General features: G+C 69.3%; 14 protein-coding genes. 13 read left to right on the top strand and 1 reads right to left on the bottom strand.

Annotation, left to right across the window (positions count from 1 at the left end):
* The first annotated feature begins 70 nt into the window (after positions 1–70).
* Positions 71–4,933: an NAD-glutamate dehydrogenase gene (locus ACFV9C_RS08260; protein ID WP_380191663.1), complete on the top strand. Its 4,863-nt coding sequence runs from the start codon at positions 71–73 to the stop codon at positions 4,931–4,933.
* On the opposite strand, the gene ACFV9C_RS08255 is transcribed toward ACFV9C_RS08260, so the two are convergent.
* On the bottom strand, positions 4,930–5,667 hold the full coding sequence (locus tag ACFV9C_RS08255; protein WP_380191662.1) for a GntR family transcriptional regulator: 738 nt from the start codon (positions 5,665–5,667) through the stop codon (positions 4,930–4,932). The genes ACFV9C_RS08260 and ACFV9C_RS08255 overlap by 4 nt on opposite strands.
* 132 nt (positions 5,668–5,799) lie before the next feature.
* Between ACFV9C_RS08255 and ACFV9C_RS08250 the strand changes: the two genes are divergently transcribed.
* From ACFV9C_RS08250 to ACFV9C_RS08195, 12 genes are all read left to right on the top strand, one after another.
* The gene (locus ACFV9C_RS08250) at positions 5,800–6,786 is read left to right on the top strand and encodes a Gfo/Idh/MocA family oxidoreductase (protein WP_380191660.1); all 987 of its coding nucleotides are present in this window, start codon (positions 5,800–5,802) and stop codon (positions 6,784–6,786) included.
* Between the two features lie 12 nt (positions 6,787–6,798).
* Positions 6,799–7,677: a sugar phosphate isomerase/epimerase family protein gene (locus ACFV9C_RS08245; protein ID WP_380191658.1), complete on the top strand. Its 879-nt coding sequence runs from the start codon at positions 6,799–6,801 to the stop codon at positions 7,675–7,677.
* 58 nt (positions 7,678–7,735) lie between these two features.
* Positions 7,736–8,689: a 5-dehydro-2-deoxygluconokinase gene (gene iolC, locus ACFV9C_RS08240; protein WP_380192305.1), complete on the top strand. Its 954-nt coding sequence runs from the start codon at positions 7,736–7,738 to the stop codon at positions 8,687–8,689.
* Between the two features lie 2,777 nt (positions 8,690–11,466).
* The gene (locus tag ACFV9C_RS08235; protein WP_380191657.1) at positions 11,467–12,345 is read left to right on the top strand and encodes a deoxyribose-phosphate aldolase; all 879 of its coding nucleotides are present in this window, start codon (positions 11,467–11,469) and stop codon (positions 12,343–12,345) included.
* A gap of 43 nt (positions 12,346–12,388) precedes the next feature.
* Positions 12,389–13,282, top strand: coding sequence for a 5-deoxy-glucuronate isomerase (iolB, locus tag ACFV9C_RS08230; RefSeq protein ID WP_380191655.1), 894 nt, complete (start codon positions 12,389–12,391; stop codon positions 13,280–13,282).
* Positions 13,279–15,186 carry a 3D-(3,5/4)-trihydroxycyclohexane-1,2-dione acylhydrolase (decyclizing) gene (iolD, locus tag ACFV9C_RS08225; protein WP_380191654.1) on the top strand — a complete coding sequence of 636 codons (1,908 nt, stop codon included), beginning with the start codon at positions 13,279–13,281 and terminating at the stop codon, positions 15,184–15,186. Before iolB ends, iolD begins: the two co-directional genes overlap by 4 nt.
* Entirely contained in the window at positions 15,186–16,073 is an 888-nt protein-coding gene (locus ACFV9C_RS08220; protein ID WP_380191653.1) for a TIM barrel protein, read from the top strand. The genes iolD and ACFV9C_RS08220 overlap by 1 nt, the downstream gene beginning before the upstream one ends.
* A gap of 70 nt (positions 16,074–16,143) precedes the next feature.
* Entirely contained in the window at positions 16,144–17,139 is a 996-nt protein-coding gene (locus ACFV9C_RS08215) for a sugar ABC transporter substrate-binding protein (protein WP_380191651.1), read from the top strand.
* Positions 17,140–17,148: 9 nt separating this feature from the next.
* A complete protein-coding gene (locus ACFV9C_RS08210) occupies positions 17,149–18,195 on the top strand; it encodes an ABC transporter permease (RefSeq protein WP_380191649.1) in 1,047 nt (348 codons plus the stop codon).
* Positions 18,192–19,049, top strand: a complete 858-nt coding sequence (locus tag ACFV9C_RS08205; RefSeq protein WP_380191647.1) for an ATP-binding cassette domain-containing protein — start codon at positions 18,192–18,194, stop codon at positions 19,047–19,049. The genes ACFV9C_RS08210 and ACFV9C_RS08205 overlap by 4 nt, the downstream gene beginning before the upstream one ends.
* Positions 19,042–20,115: a Gfo/Idh/MocA family protein gene (locus ACFV9C_RS08200; protein WP_380191645.1), complete on the top strand. Its 1,074-nt coding sequence runs from the start codon at positions 19,042–19,044 to the stop codon at positions 20,113–20,115. Before ACFV9C_RS08205 ends, ACFV9C_RS08200 begins: the two co-directional genes overlap by 8 nt.
* A gap of 23 nt (positions 20,116–20,138) precedes the next feature.
* Positions 20,139–21,641, top strand: a complete 1,503-nt coding sequence (locus ACFV9C_RS08195; protein WP_380191644.1) for a CoA-acylating methylmalonate-semialdehyde dehydrogenase — start codon at positions 20,139–20,141, stop codon at positions 21,639–21,641.
* Positions 21,642–21,711: the final 70 nt, after the last annotated feature.

Raw genomic sequence — 21,711 nt, 5'->3', positions numbered from 1 at the left:
TGAGTGACCGCACAATGTCGTGCGGTCCGGCGCTAGCCGACGCCGACGTCACGTGTGGAGACGGTGGGGAATGCAGAGCAAGCTGGACGTCCTGAAGGCCGATGTGATCGCGAAGGCGGTGGCCACAGGAACCCATGGGCACGACAAAGTGGTCGACCCGGTCAAGCTGAAGACCTTTCTCGAGCAGTACTACCGGCACGTCGCCGCCGAGGACGTCGCCGAGCGCCAGCCGAACGACTGCCTGGGGGCCGCGCGGCACCATTACAAGTCGGCCATGTCCCGGCCGCAGGGCACCGCGAAGGTGCACGTGTTCACGCCGACCCCGGAGGAGTACGGCTGGTCCGCGGCCGGCCGGACCGTGGTCGAGATCGTGGTCGACGACATGCCGTTCCTGGTCGACACCGCGTCGATGGTGATCACCGACCGGAACCTGGAGCTGCAGCTGCTGATCCACCCGCAGTTCGTGGTCCGGCGGGACGTCGCCGGCACGCTGCAGGAGGTCCTGGACGACACCGCCGCCTCGGACGAGCACGACCTCGTCCGGGAGAGCTGGATGCACCTGGAGATCGAGCGGATCGCCGACGTCGCGGAGCACCGCGCGCTCGAGCGGGAGCTGCTCAAGGTGCTGAACGACGTCCGCGAGGCCGTCGAGGACTGGCCGAAGATGCACGAGAAGGCGGTCAGCATCGCGGCCGCGCTGCGGGCCGAGGACCTGCCGGTGCCGGAGAGCGAGGTGGAGGAGGCCCGCGAGCTGCTGGAGTGGCTGGCCGACGAGCACTTCACCTTCCTCGGCTACCGCGAGTACGACTTCACCATGGAGGGCGACCAGGGCATCCTGCGCGGCACCCCCGGGACCGGGCTGGGCATCCTCCGGCCGGACCCGAAGACGGGCTCCGGGAAGCTGCCGCCGGAGGTGAGCGCGAAGGCGCGCGAGCGCAAGCTGATGATCCTCACCAAGGCGAACTCCCGCTCCACGGTGCACCGCTCGACCTACCTGGACTACGTCGGCATCAAGCAGTTCGACGCGAACGGCGACCCGGTCCGCGAGTGCCGGTTCATCGGGCTGCTGTCGTCGACGGCGTACACCGAGAGCGTCATGCAGGTGCCGGTGCTGCGGCGGAAGGCGCTGGAGCTGTTCCGGCTGACCGGCTTCGACCCGAACAGCCACAGCGGCAAGGGCCTGCTGGACGTCCTCGAGACCTACCCGCGCGACGAGCTGCTGCAGGCGCCGGTGGAGGACCTGCTCCCGATCGTGCAGTCCGTCCTGCACCTGCAAGAGCGCCGCGCGGTCAAGCTGTTCGTACGCCGTGACGTCTACAACCGCTACCTGTCCTGCCTGGTGTACCTGCCGCGCGACCGGTACACCACGGCGGTCCGGCTGCGCATGCAGCAGATCCTCAAGGACGCCATCGGCGCCGAGTCGGTCACGTACGCGGCGTACGTCACCGAGTCCGTGCTGGCCCGGGTGCACTTCGTCGTCCGGATGAAGCAGGGCGAGACCGTGGGCGAGTACGACGCGGACACCCTGGAGCAGCAGGTCGTCGAGGCGACCCGCGCCTGGGAGGACGACTTCACCGCGGCGCTGCACGCGCAGGGCGGCGACGGCGCGGTCACCAAGCTGTTCCGGCGGTACGCCGACGCGTTCCCGGAGGCGTACAAGGAGGACTTCGACGCCCGCGTCGCGGTCAACGACGTCCATGTGCTCGACGGACTGCCCGCGGAGAACGGGCTGGCCATGTCGCTGTACAGTCCGATCGACGAGGAGTGGGAGGGCGAGCGTCGCTTCAAGGTGTTCCGCACCGGGTCGGCGCTGTCGCTGTCGCACGTACTGCCGCACCTCAGCGCGATGGGCGTGGAGGTTGTGGACGAACGCCCGTACGAGATCCGCCGTGCCGACGGCAGCATGGCCTACATCTACGACTTCGGGCTGCGGGCGCCGGAGGACAGCGAGGAGCGCGAGGAGCTGCGCGCACTGTTCTCCGACACGTTCCAGGCGGTCTGGGAAGGCCGGGCCGAGTCCGACCGGCTGAACGCGCTCGTACTGCGTGGCAGCCTCAGCTGGCGGCAGGTGTCGATCCTGCGCGCGTACCAGCGCTACATGCGCCAGGGCGGTACGCCGTTCAGCCAGGACTACATCGAGAACACCTTCCTGAACCACGTGGACGTGGCAGGCCTGCTGGTGCAGCTGTTCGAGACCAGCTTCGACCCGGCGCGCGGCGAAGCCGACGACCCGGACCGGACGATGCGGACGGACCAGCTGGAGAAGGAGATCCTGGCCGCACTGGACACCGTGCAGAGCCTGGACGAGGACCGGATCCTGCGGTCGTACCTGACCGTGATGAAGGCGACCCTGCGAACGAACTATTTCCAGCCGGGTCCGGACGGGCAGCCGCGGTCGTATATCTCGCTGAAGCTCGAGCCGAAGGCGATCCCGGACCTGCCGCAGCCGCGGCCTGCGTACGAGATCTTCGTCTACTCGCCGCAGGTCGAAGGTGTGCACCTGCGGTTCGGCGCGGTCGCGCGTGGTGGGCTGCGCTGGTCGGACCGGCGCGAGGACTTCCGCACCGAGGTGCTCGGCCTGGTCAAGGCGCAGATGGTGAAGAACTCGGTGATCGTGCCGGTCGGCGCGAAGGGCGGGTTCTACGCCAAGCAGCTGCCGGACCCGTCGGTCGACCGGGACGCCTGGCTGGCCGAGGGCATCGCGTCGTACAAGACGTTCATCTCCGGGCTGCTGGACATCACCGACAACATCGTTGCCGGTGACATCGTTCCGCCCTCTTCGGTGGTGCGGTACGACGGTGACGACGCGTACCTGGTGGTCGCCGCGGACAAGGGCACGGCGACGTTCTCCGACATCGCGAACGGGGTCGCGAAGGAGTACGGGTTCTGGCTGGGCGACGCGTTCGCGTCCGGTGGCTCGGTCGGCTACGACCACAAGGCGATGGGCATCACCGCCCGCGGCGCGTGGGAGTCGGTCAAGCGGCACTTCCGCGAGATGGGCCACGACTGCCAGAACGAGGACTTCACCGTCGTCGGCGTCGGCGACATGTCGGGTGACGTGTTCGGCAACGGGATGCTGCTGTCCGAGCACATCCGGCTGGTCGCGGCGTTCGACCACCGGCACATCTTCCTGGACCCGGCGCCCGATGCTGCTGTTTCTTTTGCTGAGCGTCGGCGGCTGTTCGACCTGCCGCGCTCGTCCTGGGCGGACTACGACGCGTCGCTGATCTCGGCCGGCGGCGGGGTGTACCCGCGGACCGAGAAGGCGATCCCGATCTCGGCCGAGGTCCGTTCCGTGCTCGGGATCGAGAGCAGCTCGCCGACCTTGACGCCGGCCGAGCTGATGAACGCGATCCTGAAGGCGCCGGTCGACCTGTTCTGGAACGGCGGCATCGGCACCTACGTGAAGTCGTCGAACGAGTCGAACGCCGACGTCGGCGACAAGGCCAACGACGCGATCCGGGTCAACGGCGCCGACCTGCGCGCCCGCGCCGTCGGCGAGGGCGGCAACCTCGGCTGCACCCAGCTCGGCCGGATCGAGTACGCCGCGCACGGCGGCCGGATCAACACCGACTTCATCGACAACGTGGCCGGCGTGGACACCTCCGACCACGAGGTGAACATCAAGATCCTGCTGGACACGGTGGTCGCGGACGGCGATCTGACCGAGAAGCAGCGCAACGACATCATCGCGTCGATGACCGACGAGGTCGGCGCGCTGGTGCTGAAGAGCAACTACCGGCAGAACATCGCGCTCGCCAACGCGACCGCGCAGGCGCCGGCGCTGATGCACGTCCACCAGGACTGGGTCCGGCGGCTGGAGCGCCAGGGGCTGCTCGACCGGCAGCTGGAGTTCCTGCCGAGCATCCCGGAATTCAAGCGCCGCAAGGCCGAGGGCCGCGGGCTGACCTCGCCGGAGCTGTCGGTGCTGATGGCGTACACCAAGATCGTGATGGAAGCCGAGCTGCTCAAGACGTCGCTGCCGGACGACCCGTTCCTGAAGCACAAGCTCGCCAGCTACTTCCCGAAGGCGATCCAGGAACGGTTCGCGGACCAGATCCAGAGCCACCAGCTGCGCCGCGAGATCATCACCACGCAGGTCGTGAACGAGTTCGTGAACACGTCCGGCATCACGGCGTACCACCGGCTCTCGCTGGAGACCGGCGGCAACGAGGAGGACGTGGTCCGCGCGAACCTCGCGGCGTCCCGGATCTTCGCGCAGCCTGAGCTGCTGGCCGCGAACGCCGAGCTGGACAACGTGGTCGACGCCGAGACGCAGACCGGGATGCGGCTGGAGACCCGCACGCTGGTCGAGCGCGCCACCCGCTGGCTGGTGTCGAACCGGCGGCCACCGGTGGACATCGAGGAACTGATCGAGTTCTTCGGCCCCGGCATCGCGAAGCTGACCGCTGCGTTGCCCGAGGTACTGCGTGGCCGTGAGCTGGCGCTGTTCGAGCAGCGCCGGGAAGCCCTTGTACAGAAGGGGGTCTCGGAGGACTTCGCGACCCGGATCGCGGTGCTGCCGCCGGCGTACGCCGGACTCGGGATCGTGGAGACCGCGTCCAGCGACGACCTCGACATCCTCGAGGTCGCCAAGGTCCACTTCGCCCTCGGCGAACGCCTGCAGCTGGGCCGGTTCCTCGAACGCATCATCGGCCTGCCCCGCACCGACCGCTGGCAGACGATGGCGCGCGCGGCCCTCCGCGACGACCTGCACGCCGTCCACGCCCGCCTGACCCGGCAGGTCCTGGCCACCACCGACGCCACCGCCGAACCCGAGGACCGCGTCATCACCTGGCAGGACCGCAACGCCGCGGCCCTCTCCCGAGCCGCCACCATGCTCGAGGAGATCGTAGAAATCGAGGGCCCCGAACTGGCCCACCTCTCAGTAGGTCTGCGTTTGGTCCGAACCCTGCTGGCCAACCAGGCCTAGCGTTCGGAGACGACGACGTCGACGGAATACTGGTCGGCTCGGTAGCAGTGGCTGCCGTATTCGACCGGGGTTCCGTCGGCGGCGTAGGCGGCCCGGGTCATCGTGACCAGGGGCTCGGCCTTGGACATGTGCAGGGTGCGGCGCTCCTCGGCGGTGGCGTTGCGGGCGCCGATGCGTTGCCGGGCGACCGTCGGACGGATGCCGCGGGCGCGGAGTACGGCGTACAGGCCGTCGTTGGTGAGGTCCTCGAGGGTGAGGTTTCCGAGGGTCGGCGGCAACCAGTTGCGGAGGATCGCCAGCGGCAGGTCGTCGGCGTACCGGAGCCGGACGATCGAGACCAGCGGGGTGCCGGGCGGGAGCTCGAGGACGGCGGCGGCGCGGTCGTCCTGGGCCTTGGCGTCCAGCGCGAGTACCTCGGTGTGCGGCGTCCGGCCCTCGCGGGCGAGGTCGTCGTACAGGCTGGTCAGCTCGGCCTTGCGGTGCACCATCTGGTTCGCGACCGTGGTGCCGATGCCGCGGCGGCGGACCAGCAGGCCCTGGTTGACCAGCTCGGAGATCGCGCGGCGCACCGTCGGGCGGGACAGGCTCAGCCGGTCCGACATGCCGATCTCGTTCTCGAACGGGTCACCTGGGCGCAGCCGCCCGTCCGTGATGGCGGCGGTCAGCTGCTCGGCCAGCTGGTGGTACAACGGCACCGGGCTGCTCCGATCGAGCTGGATCGGGACGGCGTTCATGGCCGGATGCTACCTGGTCATGTCTGTACGTGAGAATGTGTTAACAAAGTATTGACACCCCTGCCACGGTCCCGGAAGGCTGACAGCCAGCGCGCCGCCGGGGTGCGCTCGTCTGTGAGAGAGGCTGTGCCGATGCGGATCGGGTTGGTCGGGGTCGGGCGGATCGGGGCGTTCCACGCCGCGACCCTGCAGGGCTTGCCGGCGGTGGATCAGGTGGTCGTCGCCGACGCGGACCCGGCCCGGGCCGAGGCGGTCGCGAAGGAGCTGGGCGTGTCGTCGGCTCCCGACGTACCGGCGTTGCTCGCGTCCGGCCTGGACGGCTTCGTGATCGCCGCGGCCACGTCCGCGCACGCGTCGCTGATCGAGGCGGGGCTGGCGGCCGGCGTACCGACGTTCTGCGAGAAGCCGGTCGCTCTGGACCTGGCGGAGACGTCGCGGGTGGTGGAGTTGGTGGAGGCGTCGACGGTGCCGGTACACATCGGTTTCCAGCGCCGGTTCGACGCCGGGTACCAGGCGGCGCGGGCGGCCGTCGCGTCCGGCGAGCTCGGCTTCGTGCACCACATCCGGGCGAACACGAACGACGCGTTCCCGCCGCACCAGGACTACATCCCGAACAGCGGCGGCTTCTTCCGCGACTGCACGGTGCACGACTTCGACATCATCCGGTACGTCACCGGCCGCGAGGTGGTCAGCGTGTACGCGACCGGTGCGAACCGCGGCGAGGCCTTCTTCGGTGAGTACGGCGACGTCGACTCGGCCGCGGCGCTGCTCACCCTCGACGACAGCACGTTCGTCGCGGTCAGCGGGACCCGGTACAACGGCGCCGGTCACGACGTACGGATGGAACTGCACGGCAGCCTCGGCTCGCTCGCCGTCGGCCTCGACTCGCAGACCGCGCTGCGTTCGGCCGAACCCGGCGTCACGTTCCCCGAGGGGCCGCCGCACCTGACCTTCATGGACCGGTTCCAGCCCGCGTACGTCGCCGAGCTGACCGCGTTCACCGAGGTCGTCGCCGGTACCCGCGAGGTACCCTGCACGGTCCGCGACGCGCTCGCCGCGTTCCGGATTGCCGACGCCTGCGAACTGTCCCGCCACGAAAACCGCATCGTCACGCTCTGAGGAGCCCTCGTCATGACCGAAATTGCTACCCGGATCGCCGGCGCCCCGATCTCGTGGGGCGTGTGCGAGGTCCCGGGGTGGGGTTGGCAGTACGACGCCGCGACCGTCCTCGCCGAGATGCGCGAGGTCGGGCTCGCCGCGACCGAGTTCGGCCCGGACGGGTTCCTGCCCGACGACCCGTCCGACAAGGCGAAGACGCTCGCGGACGTGGGCCTGCGGGCGGTCGGCGGGTTCGTTCCCGTCGTACTGCACGAAGGCGATCCCTCGGCCGAGGTGCTGCGGGCGTTGGACGGGTTCGTGGCGGCCGGTGCCGGCACGCTGGTGCTCGCCGCGGCGACGGGGCAGGAGGGGTACGACGACCGGCCGGTGCTGGACGCTGCCGGTTGGAGCACCTTGCTGTCGAACCTGGACAGGTTGTCCGAGCTCGCGGCCTCGCGCGGCGTACTGGCGACGATCCACCCGCACGTCGGGACGATGGTCGAGAACGCGGACGACGTCGCGCGGGTGCTCGACGGGTCGTCGATCGGATTGACGCTGGACACGGGGCACCTGCTGATCGGCGGTGTCGACCCGGTGGCGCTGGCCGTCGAGAACGCTGCGCGGATCCGGCACACGCATCTGAAGGACGTGGACGCCGCGTGGGCCGCGCGGGTGCAGTCGGGCGAGGTCACGTACACGGACGCCGTACGTGCCGGTATGTATCGGCCGTTGGGCTCGGGCGACATCGACATCACCACGATCGTGTCCACGCTCGAGACGTCCGGGTACGACGGCTGGTACGTCCTCGAACAGGACACGATCCTGCCGGACCGGCCGACCACCGAGGGCCCGGTGGCCGACGTACGGGCGAGCATCGCCCACCTGCACGAGATCGCCGCGACGATCCGATGACACTGCGTGGTTCTTCGGTATGCGGGGTACCGACGGACCGGCGGGATGGGAAGGTCTGATGGTGGACGACGTACAGCTGGACGTACTGACGATCGGGCGGATCGGGGTCGACCTCTACCCGCTGCAGCTCGGGACGCACCTGGAGGATGTCACCTCGTTCGGGAAGTTCCTCGGCGGGAGCGCGACGAACGTGGCGGTCGCCGCGGCGCGGCACGGCCGGAGGTCGGCGGTGATCAGCCGCACCGGCAACGACCCGTTCGGCACCTTCATCCACCGCACCCTCGGCGAACTCGGCGTCGACGACCGCTTCGTCACCCCCGTCGACGGCCTGCCGACCCCGATCACGTTCTGCGAGATCTTCCCGCCGGACAACTTCCCGCTGTACTTCTACCGCTTCCCGAAGGCCCCCGACCTCGTCATCAACCCCTCCGAACTGGACCTGGACGCGATCCGCAACGCCCGCATCTACTGGTCCACCGTCACCGGCCTCTCCGCCGAACCCTCCCGCTCCGCCCACTTCACCGCCTGGGAAGCCCGTGGCCGGAAACCGATCACCGTGCTGGACCTGGACTACCGGCCGATGTTCTGGGCGGATCCTTCGGAGGCGCACCAGCAGGTGTCGCGGGCGCTGGAGTACTGCACGGTTGCTGTCGGCAACCGTGAGGAGTGCGAGGTCGCCGTCGGCGAGACCGACCCGGACAAGGCCGCCCAGGCCCTCCTCGACCGCGGCCTCGAACTCGCCGTCGTCAAGCAGGGCCCCCGCGGCACGCTCGCCCGTACCCGCGACGAACGCGTCGAGGTCCCGCCGTACCCGGTCGAGGTCGTCAACGGCCTCGGCGCCGGCGACGGATTCGGCGGTGCGCTCTGCCACGGCCTGCTGTCCGGCTGGCCCCTGGAGAAGATCATCCGCTTCGCCAACACCGCCGGTGCCCTCGTAGCCTCCCGCCTCGAATGCTCCACCGCCATGCCCACAACCGCGGAAGTCCTCTCCCACCTGGGACCCGAAGCATGACCCCCACCGACGAAAACACCCCCTCCAACCCCGAACGCCCCACCGAGCAGCACTCGAGGGACCAGCGATCGGGAACCCCGTACGCCGAGGACCGGCAACCCACTGACGGCGAGCGTTCCGAAGGCCGCCGTCCCGGCAACCACTGGTCCGAAGACCAACGCTCCACCCCTCAACACTCCGCGAACAACCGCGCCGAAGACCCATACTCCGAGGACCAGTACTCCGAAGACGCCCGCCCGATCCCCATCCGCCGCCCCACCGAACACCCGGACGCCACCATCCCAACCCCCACCGAAGACCAAGACGCGACCATCCTCACCCCGACCACCAACGACCCCACTGTCCTGACCCCCCGCACCCCCGCCCCCGACGACCCCACCGTGATCACCCCACCCGCGTCCCAAGGAACCTGGTGGGTAGCCCCAACCGACTACCCCCAATACCCCACCCAGCCACCAGCCCCAACCCACGCAGCTCCCCCCACCACCCCACGACCCGGCAGCACCAACCAAGGCCCTGCAGGTACGCGTGACGCAACACGGAACGACGGTGCTCACGGCACCGTCCAGAGCGAAGCGGGTATGCCCGGCGCGCCCCGCGATGAGGCCGCTCCTGGCGCCCAGCAAGGTGATCCGTCTGGTCGCCGCGCCGTACGGGCTGATGAAGCCCATGACACCGAGCAGGGCGTTCCCGATGCGCGAGGCATGTCCCGGGATGAGACTCCCGGCACCCGGCCGAGCGACCCGGCCGAGTTTGGGGTCGTGCGTGCTGCTGAAGCTCATGGCACCGGGCAGGGCGCTGCGGGTGTGCGTGGCGGGGTGCGGACCGACGCTCCTGGTGTTGGGATGACCGATCCGGCGGTGCGCGGTGTGGAGCGGAGTGATGTGGCGCGCGGTGCCGGGCTGAGCGACGCGGGTGCGCGTGGTGCGGCGCGGGATGATGTGGCTCGTGGTGCCCGGCCTGGCGATCCCGGTGTGTGGGGAGAAGCTTGGTCGGATGAGCAGGGTGTGCGTGGGGCCGGGGCCAATGATCCGACGGTGGTGACGCGGCGGCCGCACGATCTGAGTGCGGCGGCATACGCCGGGCCGAACGAGCCGACCATGATCGTGCCCCGTTCGGACACCCCTGTCGTACCGGGACCTGACGACCCCACGGTGATCTCGGACCCGACCGACCCGGACCTCCGACGGAACGACCCGACCGCCGCGAACCGCGGTGTGAACGACCCGACCTCCGGGAACGGCGGTGCGTACGACTCGACCTCCGCGAACCGCGGTGCGAGCGACCCGACCTCCGGGAACGGCGGTGCGAACGCCGCGACCGCCGTGAACCTCGGCGTGAACGATCCGACGTCCGCGAACCGCGGTGCGAGCGAGCCGACGTCCGCGAGCGGTGGTGCGAGCGACCCGGTCGTCGGAGTACGCCGTACCGATGTTCCGGGACCGAACGACGCGACGGTGCTGATGAGTGCGACGCCCGACGGTCAAACGACCGTGATCGGGAACCTGAACCTGCCTGTCGACGCGGTTGCCACGCGCCCGTCCCGTGCGGCGCAGCCGGGCCGTGAGCAGTCGGTGGGTGGTGTGCGGTCGGCTGATGGCGCGTCGTCTGCGAGCGATGAATCGTCGGGTACGTCGGGTGCTCCGCTCGGGCATCAGTTGAGCGGGCAGACCGTGCGTGGTCCTCAGCAAGCAACTCTGTCCACGCGCCGACCGACGCAAGCCAGGCAACCCCAGGCAGACCAGCCCTCGAGTGAAGACCAGCCCACGACGGGCAAACCCGTGGCCGAGCAGCCCCAAGCCCAACGATTGCAGGGCGATCCGGCCCGTGGTGATCGGGTTCAGGACGAGCAGTTGCAGGCCGAGCAGGGTCAGGCAGGGCGGGCTCAAGACGGGCAGGTTGATGCTGGGACTCCTTCTGTCGGGGCGGTTCAGGACGGGCCGCGGCACGGGGAGACTGCTCGGGTTGAGCGGTCAGCGGTGGTTGATGAGCGGGAGGATGTGGCGAGTGTCGAGAGCGCTGGCGTGACAGGTGACCGTGCAGAGGTGCGGGTAGCTGACGAGCGTTCGGGTGACGAGGTTAAGGCACAGGCGGGCGGGGGCCGCGGGCGTGAGGGAGACGGTGCACGTACTGCGGGTGATGTGAATGCGCGCGGTGACTCGCGAGAGTCCGGTGGGGGTGAGGGCACAGCTGCTGTGGGTACGTCGGGAGCGGCAGCGGCCGGCACGTCCGTGGGTACGACTGCTGCTGGTGCTGTCGGGGGAGCGGCTGCTGGTGTTGGTTCGGGGGCCGTGAGCGGAGCTGCCGCAGCCGCTGCAGGTGCTGTGGTTGCGGGCGTCGTGGCTGCTGGTGCGGCGGTCGCCGGAGCTGGTGTGGTTGGCGCGGATCGGACTCCTGCTGGTGGTTCGCCGAGGGCTGCGTCTGCGGATGGTGAGGGGGCCGGGTCTGCGGATGGTGAGTCTGTAGGCGCCGAGGCAGCGAGTGCGGAACCCGCGAGTGCAGAGCGTGCGAGCGCAGAGTCTGCAGTTGCGGGGTTGTCGGACGTTGGGCCGACGGGCGCGAGCTCTCTGGATGGTGAGCCGGGTGTTGCCGGGGCTGTTGGTGGTGACTCGGCTGAGGTGGCGGTTGCGGGGGTCGAGGGTCTAGGCCGCGGGAGTGCGGAGCCTGTTGGAGCGGGAACCTCGGGCGCAGAGCTTGTCAGTGCGGAGGCGACGGGCGCGGAGGTAGAGCGTGCGGGAGTTCGGCGGGGGGCCGCGTGGGTTGAGGTTGCTGGGCGGGTGGGGGAGTTGACGGAGATTCGGGTTCGGGAGCCGGGGCGGGTGGCTGAGGGATGGCTGCGGCGGCGGACTCGGGCGTTGGTGGGGGAGGATGGGCGGCTGCTGATTGTTGCCGCGGATCATCCGGCGCGGGGGGCGTTGGGGGTTCGTGGGGAGCGGATGGCGATGGGGAGCCGGGTGGAGTTGGTGTCCCGGTTGGTGGTGGCGTTGCAGCGGCCGGGGGTGGACGGGGTGCTGGCTACGCCGGATGTGCTCGAGGATCTGTTGCTGCTCGGGGCGTTGGAGGGCAAGGTCGTCATCGGGTCGATGAACCGGGGCGGGCTGCAGGGGTCGGCGTTCGAGCTGGACGACCGGTTCACGGCGTACCGGAGTGCCGAGGAGATCGCGGCGCGGCGGCTCGACGGTGGGAAGATGCTGACCCGGATCGATCTCGCGGACGCCGGGACCGTGGCGACGTTGGAGAGCAGCGCCGCGGCGGTGACCGGACTGGCCGAGCACAAGTTGATGGCGATGGTCGAGCCGTTCTGGTCGCCGCGTGGCGAGGACGGGCGGGTGACGAACCTGCTCGACCCGGACTCGGTGATCAAGTCGATCCAGATCGCGTCCGGTCTCGGTGCGACGAGTGCGTACACCTGGCTCAAGCTGCCGGTCGTCGACGAACTCGATCGGGTGATGGAGGCAACGACCTTGCCGACGTTGCTGCTCGGCGGCGACCCGACCGCGGCCCCGGAGGCGACGTACGCGTCGTGGGGCAAGGCGCTCGAGCTGCCGTCGGTCCGTGGACTCGTGGTGGGGCGGGCCTTGCTGTTCCCGCCGGACGGCGATGTGGCCGCGGCGGTCGACCATGCGGCGACGCTGGTGCACGGCAGCAACACATGACCGGCCCCCGGGCGCTCGTGGTTTCTGACGAACGGCGATTGGGATGACTGAATGGGTTCGGCCCGCCGGTTCGGCGGCGGGCGACGGATACGAGGTGGCGGTGCGGCCTGGTGAGCCGGACTGGCATCACAGCGGCCTGTTGGTCCGCACGTTGCGGCCCGGTCAGTCGGTGGAGATCGACACCGGCGACTGTGAGTACATCGTCCTTCCGCTGAGCGGTTCGGCGGAGGTGATCGTGGACGGCGAGTCGGTCCCGCTCGGCGGGCGGGCGGACGTGTTCGCCGGTACGACGGATCTCGCGTACGTACCGCGCAACTCGACGTTCGCGGTGGTCAGCGCCGGTGGTGCGCGGATCGCGTTCCCGCATGCGAGGGCGGCCGCGGACCACCCGTTCCGCCGGGTCGCCGCCGACGAGGTGGAGACCGAACTGCGCGGTGCCGGTGTCGCCTCGCGGCAGGTCCGGAACTTCGGTACGCCGGGGGTGCTCGACGCGGACTCGATCATCGCCTGCGAGGTGATCACGCCGGCCGGCAACTGGTCGTCGTACCCGCCGCACAAGCACGACGAGCACCGGCCGGGGAAGGAGAGTGAGCTCGAGGAGATCTACTACTTCGAGCTGCAGCTGTCCGACGACGTACCGGAAGGTGTCAAGGGCAACGATCCGATCGGCTACCAGCGGGTGTACGGCACCGAGGAGCGCCCGATCGACGTGCTCGCCGAGGTGCGCAGCGGTGACGTCGTCCTGGTCCCGCACGGCTGGCACGGTCCGGCGATGGCGCCGCCCGGCTACGACATGTACTACCTGAACGTGATGGCGGGCCCCGGCACCGAACGCCAGTGGCTGATCACCGACGACCCGCGGCATGCCTGGGTCCGTGAGTTGTGGAGTTCGCAACATATCGATCCTCGGTTGCCTTTTGGAGGGGAAGACTCATGACGGTGCGTCTCACGGTCGCGCAGGCCCTGGTGCGATTCCTGAGCGTCCAGTACTCGGAGCGGGACGGGGTACGGCAGCGGCTGATCGCCGGGAGCCTGGGCATCTTCGGCCACGGCAACGTGGCCGGCGTCGGCCAGGCGTTGCTGCAGTCCGAGCTCGCGGACCCGAAGGCGTTGCCGTACATCCTGGCTCGCAACGAGCAGGCGATGGTGCATACGGCGGCGGCCTTCGCCCGGACCCGTGACCGGCTCCAGACCTACGCCTGCACGGCAAGCGTCGGTCCGGGCTCGACCAACATGGTGACCGGTGCGGCCCTGGCGACGATCAACCGGCTGCCGGTGCTGATCCTCCCTTCGGACGTGTTCGCGACGCGGGTGGCGACACCCGTGCTGCAGGAGCTGGAGAGTTTCGGCGCCGGTGACGTGTCGGTCAACGACGCGTTCCGCCCGGTGTCGAAGTACTTCGACCGGGTCTGGCGGCCGGAGCAGTTGCCGTCGGCACTGATGAACGCGATGCGCGTGCTCACCGATCCGGTCGAGACCGGAGCGGTGACGCTGGCGCTGCCGCAGGACGTGCAGGCGGAGGCCTACGACTGGCCGGACGAGCTCTTCGCGGAGCGCACCTGGTACGTCGCGCGCCCCTTGCCGGAGGCATCAATTGTCGACAAGGCGGTAGATCTCCTTCGGTCCGCGCGGCGTCCGCTGATCGTGGCCGGCGGCGGCGTGCACTACTCGGGGGCCGAGGACGCACTGCGTGAGTTCGCCGAGCGGACCGGGATCCCGGTGTCGGAAACCCAAGCCGGTAAGGGATCGCTGAGCTACGATCACCCGCAGTCGGTGGGCGCGGTGGGGTCGACCGGGACCACGGCAGCCAACGCGCTGGCGCGGGACGCCGACCTGGTGATCGGGATCGGCACCCGCTACAGCGACTTCACGTCGGCGTCGCGGACGGCGTTCCAGCACCCGCAGGTCAAGTTCCTGAACATCAACGTGGCGCGTTTCGACAGCACTAAGCATGCCGGCCTCCCGGTGGTGGCCGATGCGCGGGAAGCCCTTGTTTCGTTGGGATCCGCGCTCGGCGAGTGGTCTGTTGACGCCAAGTACACCGCGGCGGCCCAGGAACTCACCAGGAACTGGAACGGAACTGTTGACGCAGTTTTCCGGCCCTCCGCCGACCGGACCGCGGCCGACGGACTGCTCACCCAGGGCGAGGTGATCGGCACCGTCAACGAATTGTCGGCGGCGTCTGATGTGGTTGTCTGCGCGGCCGGCTCGATGCCGGGCGACCTCCACAAACTGTGGCGGACGCGCGATCCGAAGGGATACCACGTCGAATATGGCTACTCCTGCATGGGATACGAGATCGCCGGCGGACTCGGCGTCCGGCTCGGCGCCCCGGACCGCGACGTGTTCGTGCTGGTCGGCGACGGGTCGTACCTGATGATGTCCAGTGAACTGGCCACCGCGGTCCAGGAGAACATCAAGATCATCGTGGTCCTGGTGCAGAACCACGGGTTCGCGTCGATCGGCGCGCTGTCGGAGTCGCTCGGCTCGCAGCGGTTCGGTACGGCGTACCGCAAGCGCACCGGCGACGGCCGGCTGGACGGCGACTACCTGCCGGTGGACCTGGCGGCGAACGTGCGCAGCTTCGGCGTCGACGTGATCGACGTGCACACCCGGACCGACCTGGAGCAGGCGATCCGGACCGCGAAGGCGGCCACCGGCCCGATCGCGATCCACGTCACCACGGATCCGTTGATCGGCGGGCCGGACAGCGACTCCTGGTGGGACGTCCCGGTCAGCGAGGTCTCGGAACTGCGGAGCACGCAGGCCGCCTCGGCGTCGTACGAGGAGAGCAAGAAGGCGCAGCGTCCGTACCTCGCCCCGGTCGAGGGGGACAGCTGATGATCGGTCTCGGTACGGCGCCGGACTCGTGGGGAGTCTGGTTCGCCGATGACCCGCAGCAGACGTCGTGGACGCGGTTCCTCGACGAGGTGGTCGCGGCCGGGTACACCCGGATCGAGCTCGGTCCGTACGGGTATCTCCCGACCGACCCGGTGCGGCTGAAGGACGAGCTCGACCGGCGCGGCCTGACGATGACCGCGGGGACGACGTTCGAGCAACTGCACCGCCCGGACGGGTGGGAGACGACCTGGCGGGACGTCGCGAGGACGGCCGAGCTGACCGCGGCGATGGGCGCGCGGCATCTGGTCGTGATGCCGTCGATGTGGCGCGGCGACAACGGCGAGATCGTCGAGGAGCGGCTGGATCACGAGGGACAGGCCAGGCACGGGCAGGCGGTGACAGAGCTCGGCCGGCGCCTGAAGGAGGAGTTCGGCCTGCAGACGCAGTACCACCCGCACGCCGACGGCCACATCGACACCCAGGACACGGTCGAGCGCTTCCTCGCGGAGACCGACAGCGCGTACGTGAACCTGTGCCTCGACACCGGGCACATCAGCTACTGCGGCGGCGACAACCTCGAGCTGATCCGGAAGTACCCGGACCGGATCGGCTACGTCCACCTCAAGCAGGTCGATCCGACGGTCCTCGCCGAGGTGGAGGCCGAGGGCCTGAGCGTCGACGAGGCGGTACGGCGGGGCGTGTTCCGCGAGCCGCCGGACGGCGTACCGGAGCTGCCGCCGGTGCTGGAAGCGCTTGCCGGGCTGGACGCCGACGTGTTCGCGATCGTCGAGCAGGACATGTATCCCTGCGCCCCCGACGTACCGCTGCCGATCGCGCGGCGGACCCTCACCTATCTCACGTCGCATGGGGGTGGCGTATCGAGTTGACGGCCGCGGGAGTGTGACACTCTCGGGTCCCAAGAAAGTCCAGGAACACCCGAAAGGCTGGTACCAACTCATGGTTCGGTGGCAGAAGAAGGCGGTGGCCACGGTCGCGGCCGTCGCACTCGCCGCGGCGCTGGCCGCGTGCAGCTCGTCCGGCGGCAAGCAGAAGGAGCAGAGCTCCGGCGGCAGCAGCGGGAACGTCGCGGACACACCACGGATGAAGGTTGCCCTGATCACCCATTCGGGACCTGGCGACACCTTCTGGGACATCGTCCGGCGCGGCGCCGAGGCGGCCGCGAAGAAGGACAACATCGAGCTGCAGTACTCCGCCGACCCGGACGGCGCGGCCCAGGCGAACCTGGTGCAGACCGCGATCGACTCGAAGGTCGACGGCATCGCGGTCACGCTGAACAAGCCCGACGCGGTGATCCCGAACGTCAAGAAGGCGATCGCGGCCGGCATCCCGGTGACGATCCTGAACGGCGGGCTCGACCAGTGGAAGACCACCGGCGCGCTCGGGTACTTCGGCCAGGACGAGCGGATCGCCGGCCAGGCGACCGGTGAGAAGCTCAAGGAGCTCGGCGCGAAGAAGGTGCTCTGCGTCATCCACGAGCAGGGCAACGTCAGCCTGGAGGCGCGCTGCCAGGGCATCAAGGACAAGTTCGGCAACGTCGAGAACGTGAACGTCAACGGCACCGACCAGCCCGGTACGCAGGCGACGCTGACCTCGAAGCTGCAGGCCGACAAGGCCGTCGACTACGTGGTCGCGCTGAACGCCGGTATCGCGCTGACCGCGGTCCAGGCGGTCAAGGACGCCGGCTCGTCGGCGAAGGTCGGCAGCTTCGACATGAGCAAGGAGATGGCCAAGGCGGTCCAGGACGGCACCGTGCAGTTCGCCGTCGACCAGCAGCCGTACCTGCAGGGCTACCTCGCGATCGACGCGATCTGGCTGTACAAGAACAACGGCGACACCATCGGTGGCGGGCAGGCGACCCTGACCGGTCCGGCGTTCATCGACAAGTCGAACATCGCGGCGGTCCAGAAGTACGCCGAAGCCGGGACCCGCTGAGGCAGCGCCATGGCATCGACCATCACCTCACCCACCTCGGCGGACGACCGCGTCTCCGCCCGGTCCCTGGGCGCCCGGCTGCTCAGCCGGCCGGAGATCGGATCACTCGTCGGCGCGGCCCTGATCCTGGTGTTCTTCCTGATCGCGGCGCCGCCGTTCCGCAACATCGACAACACCGGCACGATCCTGTACCAGGCCGCGCTGATCGGGGTGATGGCGGTGCCGGTCTCGCTGCTGATGATCGGCGGCGAGTTCGACCTGTCCGCCGGGGTCGCGGTGACGACGTCCGGCCTGACCGCGGGGATCCTCTCGTACCAGTTCAGCCTGAACGTCTGGGTCGGCGTCTTCGTCGGGCTGGTGTTGTCGCTGGCGATCGGTGCGTTCAACGGCTGGCTGCTGATGCGGACCGGACTGCCCAGTTTCCTGGTGTCGCTGGGCACCTTCTTCATCCTGCAAGGCCTGAACATCGCGGTCACCCGGATCACCTCCGGGGCCGTCGCGTCGAACTCGATCAGCGACATGGACGGGTTCGGCGCGGCGAAGGCCGTGTTCGCGTCGGAGTTCAGGCTCGGCGGCATCACGATCAAGATCCTGGTCGTCTGGTGGATCGCGTTCGTCGCGATCGCGGCCTGGGTGCTGCTCAAGACGCAGATCGGCAACTGGATCTTCGCGGCGGGCGGTGACGCGGCGGCCGCGCGGGCGGTCGGCGTACCGGTGAAGAAGGTGAAGATCGGCCTGTTCATGGCGGTCGGGTTCTTCGGCTGGTTCTCCGGCATGCACCTGCTGTTCGTGCAGAGCGGCGTGGTGCAGTCCGGTGAAGGTGTCGGCAAGGAGTTCCTGTACATCATCGCGGCGGTGGTCGGCGGCTGCCTGCTGACCGGTGGCTACGGTTCGGTCGTCGGCGGGGCGATCGGCGCACTGATCTTTGCCATGGTTCAGCTCGGGGTGGTGTACGCCGGCTGGAACCCGGACTGGTTCAAGGCGTTCCTCGGCGTGATGTTGTTGCTGGCAACGATCGTGAACCTGGTCGTGAAGAACCGGGCGGAGGCGCGATGACCACCACGGAACCGTTCGCGGACGACGCGGCGACCAGCCCGAACACGCCGATCGTGATGCTCGAGGACGTCGGCAAGAGCTACGGCAACATCAACGCGCTGCGCGGGGTGTCGCTGGCGGTCCGGCAGGGCGAGATCACCTGCGTGCTGGGCGACAACGGCGCGGGCAAGTCGACACTGATCAAGATCATCGCCGGCTTGCACGACTACACCTCCGGGCGGATGTCGGTGAACGGCGAGGAGCGGCACTTCTCCTCGCCGCGCGAGTCGCTGGACAGCGGGATCGCGACCGTCTACCAGGACCTCGCACTGGCGCCGCTGATGTCGGTCTGGCGGAACTTCTTCCTCGGCAACGAGATCACCAAAGGCCCGTTCCGGCAGCTCGACGTGGCGAAGATGAAGCGGATCGCGCAGGACGAGCTGACCAAGATGGGCATCTCGATCCCGAACCTCGAGCAGCCGGTCGGGAAGCTCTCCGGCGGTCAGCGGCAGTGCGTCGCGATCGCGCGGGCGATCCACTTCGGCGCCAAGGTACTGATCCTCGACGAGCCGACCGCGGCGCTCGGGGTGAACCAGTCCGGCGTGGTGCTGAAGTACGTCGTGAAGGCCCGCGACGCGGGGATCGGGGTCATCTTCATCACCCACAACCCGCACCACGCGTACCTGGTCGGCAACCACTTCGTCGTCCTGAAGCTCGGCCGGGTGGCGCTGGACACGCACCGGCCGGAAATCACCCTGGAGCAGCTGACCACCGAGATGGCCGGCGGTTCCGAGCTGGAGGCCTTGAGCCACGAGCTGCGGGAGATCGATCCTGGAGTGGTCGTGGACGAACCACAGGGGAGGGATGATGAGTGACCTGCGGGTCGGCATCGTCGGTGTCGGCGTGATGGGCGCCGACCATGCCGAGCGCGTCGCGCGGAAGACGTCGGGCGCCCGGCTGGTGGCGGTGTCCGACGCGGATCAGGGCCGGGCCGAGGCGCTGGCCGCCCGGCTGACGGAGGGCCTGGGCGGGGAGGCCGGGAGTACGGCGCGGCACGCGGGCGGCACGGCGTACGGCGACGCCGTCCGGGTGGTGGAGGATCCGCTGGAGCTGATCGGCGCCGACGACATCGACGCGGTGATCCTCGCGTCGCCCGGATCCGTGCACGCCGAGCAGCTGTTCGCCTGCCTGGACCACGGGAAGCCGGTGCTCTGCGAGAAGCCGCTGACGATGGACGCGGCCTCGTCGCTGCAGGTGGTCGAGGCCGAACACAAACTCGGCCGGCCACTGATCCAGGTCGGGTTCATGCGCCGGTTCGATCCGGAGTACGCCGCCCTGAAGCAGCTGCTCGACTCGGGCGACCTCGGGCGGACGTTGCTGCTGCACAACGTGCACCGGAACAAGACCGCCGCGCCGTCGTTCCGGAGCGAGATGATCGTCCGGGACTCGATGGTGCACGAGGTGGACGTCGCGCGCTGGCTGTTCGGCGCGGAGATCACCCGGATCACCGTGCACACCCCGAAGCCGACCAGCCTGGTCGCCGAGGGCGTCCGGGATCCGCAGCTGGCCGTGTTCGAGCTGGCGAACGGCGCGATCGCCGACGTCGAGGTGTTCGTGAACTTCCAGGTCGGGTACGAAGTCCGGTGCGAGGCGGTCGCCGAGCGGGGCAGCGCGACGATCGGGCTCGGCTCCGGTGTCTTCACCCGCGCGGGCGAGCACTGGGGCGGCGCGATGCCGGCCGACTTCCGGATCCGGTTCGAGCAGGCGTACGACATCGAAGTACAGCGCTGGGTCGACGCCACCCGGCGTGGCGAGATCGACGGGCCGGGCGCCTGGGACGGGTACGCCGCGGCGGCCGTCTGCGAGGCCGGGCTCGAGTCGTTGCGCGGCGGCGCACCGGTCGACGTCGCGCTGGCCGACCGCGGCAAGGTCCTCGGATGACACAGGAAAGATGAGGAAGCATCGTGAGTACTGAGAGCAAGCGCATCACCCACCTCGTCGGCGGCAGCCCGTGGACCGGCGTGGCCGAGCGGACCAGCAAGGTCTACAACCCGGCGACCGGCGAGGTCACCGGCGAGCTGGACCTGGCCTCGGCGGCGACCGTCGACGAGGTCGTCAAGGTCGCTCATGACGCCTCGAAGGCGTGGGCGCGGACCTCCCTCACGAAGCGCGCCCAGATCCTGTTCGGCTACCGCGAGCTCGTCAGCCGGAACAAGGAACGCATCGCCGCGCTGATCACCGCCGAGCACGGCAAGGTGCTGTCCGACGCGCTCGGCGAGGTGACCCGCGGGCTCGAGGTGATCGAGTTCGCCTGCGGCATCCCGCACCTGCTCAAGGGCGGGTACAGCGAGGGCGTCTCGACCAACGTCGACGTGTACTCGATCCGCCAGCCGCTCGGCGTCTGCGCGGTGATCTCGCCGTTCAACTTCCCGGCGATGGTGCCGATGTGGTTCGTCCCGATCGCGGTTGCCTGCGGCAACAGTGTGGTGATCAAGCCGTCCGAGAAGGACCCGTCGGCGGCGAACGCGATGGCCGAGCTGTGGAAGGAGGCCGGGCTGCCGGACGGTGTGGTGAACGTCGTGCACGGCGACAAGGAGTCCGTCGACCGGCTGCTCGAGCACCCCGACGTGAAGTCGGTGTCGTTCGTCGGCTCGACGCCGATCGCGAAGTACGTCTACGAGAACGCCACCCGGAACGGCAAGCGCGTGCAGGCGCTCGGCGGCGCGAAGAACCACATGATCGTGCTGCCGGACGCGGACCTCGACCTGGCGGCGGACGCGGCCGTGAACGCCGGCTTCGGTTCGGCCGGTGAGCGCTGCATGGCGATCTCCGCACTCGTCGCGGTCGAGCCGATCGCGGACGAGCTGATCGGCAAGATCAAGGAGCGGATGGGCAAGCTGAAGACCGGAGACGGGACCCGCGGGTGCGACATGGGTCCGCTGGTCACCGGCGAGCACCGGGACAAGGTCGCCGGCTACGTCGCGGCCGGAGTCGAGTCCGGCGCGGAGCTGGTGGTCGACGGCCGCGAGGGCGACTTCGACGGCGGCGACGACGGGTTCTGGCTGGGGCCGACGCTGTTCGACAAGGTCACGCCGGAGATGTCGATCTACACCGACGAGATCTTCGGGCCGGTGCTGTCGGTCGTGCGGACGACGTCGTACGACGCGGCGCTCGAGCTGGTGAACTCGAACCCGTACGGGAACGGGACGGCGATCTTCACCAACGACGGCGGCGCGGCGCGACGGTTCCAGAACGAGGTCGAGGTCGGGATGGTCGGGATCAACGTGCCGATCCCGGTACCGATGGCGTACTACTCGTTCGGCGGCTGGAAGAACTCGCTGTTCGGCGACACGCACGCGCACGGCACCGAGGGCGTGCACTTCTTCACCCGCGGCAAGGTCGTCACGTCCCGCTGGCTCGATCCGTCGCACGGCGGAATCAACCTCGGGTTCCCGACGCACGACTGATTGACCGCCAGCGCGCTTGTTGGGTAGCTTCGAAGGGCGCGTGAGGGCGCGTCGAGACTCGCCGGAAGGC

It is taken from the genome of Kribbella sp. NPDC059898, from assembly GCF_042730855.1.
Classification (GTDB): domain Bacteria; phylum Actinomycetota; class Actinomycetes; order Propionibacteriales; family Kribbellaceae; genus Kribbella.
The sequence above is the reverse complement of the archived record's forward strand: the minus strand, read 5'-3'. Positions and strand labels throughout refer to the sequence as shown.

Excerpts from the sequence above, each read along its gene's own strand:
- ACFV9C_RS08260 (WP_380191663.1), top strand. The coding sequence starts at position 71 with ATGCAGAGCAAGCTGGACGTCCTGAAGGCCGATGTGATCGCGAAGGCG.
- ACFV9C_RS08255 (WP_380191662.1), bottom strand. The coding sequence starts at position 5,667 with ATGAACGCCGTCCCGATCCAGCTCGATCGGAGCAGCCCGGTGCCGTTG.
- ACFV9C_RS08250 (WP_380191660.1), top strand. The coding sequence starts at position 5,800 with ATGCGGATCGGGTTGGTCGGGGTCGGGCGGATCGGGGCGTTCCACGCC.
- ACFV9C_RS08245 (WP_380191658.1), top strand. The coding sequence starts at position 6,799 with ATGACCGAAATTGCTACCCGGATCGCCGGCGCCCCGATCTCGTGGGGC.
- iolC (WP_380192305.1), top strand. The coding sequence starts at position 7,736 with ATGGTGGACGACGTACAGCTGGACGTACTGACGATCGGGCGGATCGGG.
- iolB (WP_380191655.1), top strand. The coding sequence starts at position 12,389 with ATGACTGAATGGGTTCGGCCCGCCGGTTCGGCGGCGGGCGACGGATAC.
- iolD (WP_380191654.1), top strand. The coding sequence starts at position 13,279 with ATGACGGTGCGTCTCACGGTCGCGCAGGCCCTGGTGCGATTCCTGAGC.
- ACFV9C_RS08220 (WP_380191653.1), top strand. The coding sequence starts at position 15,186 with ATGATCGGTCTCGGTACGGCGCCGGACTCGTGGGGAGTCTGGTTCGCC.
- ACFV9C_RS08215 (WP_380191651.1), top strand. The coding sequence starts at position 16,144 with ATGGTTCGGTGGCAGAAGAAGGCGGTGGCCACGGTCGCGGCCGTCGCA.
- ACFV9C_RS08210 (WP_380191649.1), top strand. The coding sequence starts at position 17,149 with ATGGCATCGACCATCACCTCACCCACCTCGGCGGACGACCGCGTCTCC.
- ACFV9C_RS08205 (WP_380191647.1), top strand. The coding sequence starts at position 18,192 with ATGACCACCACGGAACCGTTCGCGGACGACGCGGCGACCAGCCCGAAC.
- ACFV9C_RS08200 (WP_380191645.1), top strand. The coding sequence starts at position 19,042 with ATGAGTGACCTGCGGGTCGGCATCGTCGGTGTCGGCGTGATGGGCGCC.